Origin of the sequence: Paeniroseomonas aquatica (assembly GCF_030409335.1) — a bacterium.
GTDB lineage: Bacteria > Pseudomonadota > Alphaproteobacteria > Acetobacterales > Acetobacteraceae > Belnapia > Belnapia aquatica.
The window spans coordinates 1-893 of record NZ_JAUFPN010000238.1 but is presented as its reverse complement, the minus strand read 5'-3'; the positions used below and the strand labels follow the sequence as shown (position 1 = coordinate 893).

The window sequence follows — 893 nt, the reverse complement described above, 5'->3', positions numbered from 1 at the left end:
GGCCGATGCCGAGGCGTGCGTCGCCGCGGTGCGCGCCGAGACCCTCGGCACCGGTGGGCGGCTTGGTGTCGGCATGCGACGCGATGTGGGCACTGTGCTGGAGGGCGGCTCGCAGGCATATGTCGATGCGCTGAATGAGGTGGTGATCGCCATCATGGTCGAGAAGCGTGAGTGTGTGGAGGACCTGGAGGCGATCCTGTCTGTCCCTGGCATCGACATGGTGCAGTTCGGGTCATCCGACTACTCGATGAGCCTGGGGCTGACCGGGCAGCGATCGCACCCGGACGTGGTGAATGCGGAGCGCAAGACGATTGAAATGGCGCTGAGAATGGGCAAGCACCCGCGTGTGGAACTGGCGGATATTTCGGGCGCGAAGCCGTACCTGGAGATGGGGGTGAAGCATTTTTGCATCGGGTGGGACGTGCGGATTCTGTACAACTGGTGGCGCACAAACGGGGCCGGTATGCGGGCTATGCTGACGGGTGAGGCGGCGATGGCCCCCGCGCCCCAGGCGGCAAAGACTGGGACCTATTGAAGCGCCGGGTCCAGGTAGCGGAAGCGACGTTCCTACCGCTGTTCACTCCACCCGGGCACCCGAAGCCCGGACCAGCGGCGCAAAGCGCGTCTCGTTCTCGCGGCGGAATTCCGCCAAACCCGCAGGTGGTGTCCACCACACCGTAGCACCGGCTTTTTCGAAGCGGCGAGACGTTGTTGCACGGACCCGGCTAGTGGTGCTGCAGGCCGGGCCGACGTAGCAGGACTGCTATTCTTTGACCCCAGATACCAAACTCGCTTTTCAAGCTGAACGAGGACCGCCGCCACCATTTCCCCAGACAGAAGCGCAAGATGACGAACTAGAGCATTTCAGGTTTAGTCGAACGCATATCCTGAGT

General features: G+C 62.9%; 1 protein-coding gene. It reads left to right on the top strand.

All coding sequences use genetic code 11. The features are described from left to right. Positions 1-535: aldolase/citrate lyase family protein (locus QWZ14_RS29065; protein WP_290320561.1), on the top strand; the 535-nt coding region annotated here is incomplete at its 5' end. Positions 536-893: the final 358 nt, after the last annotated feature.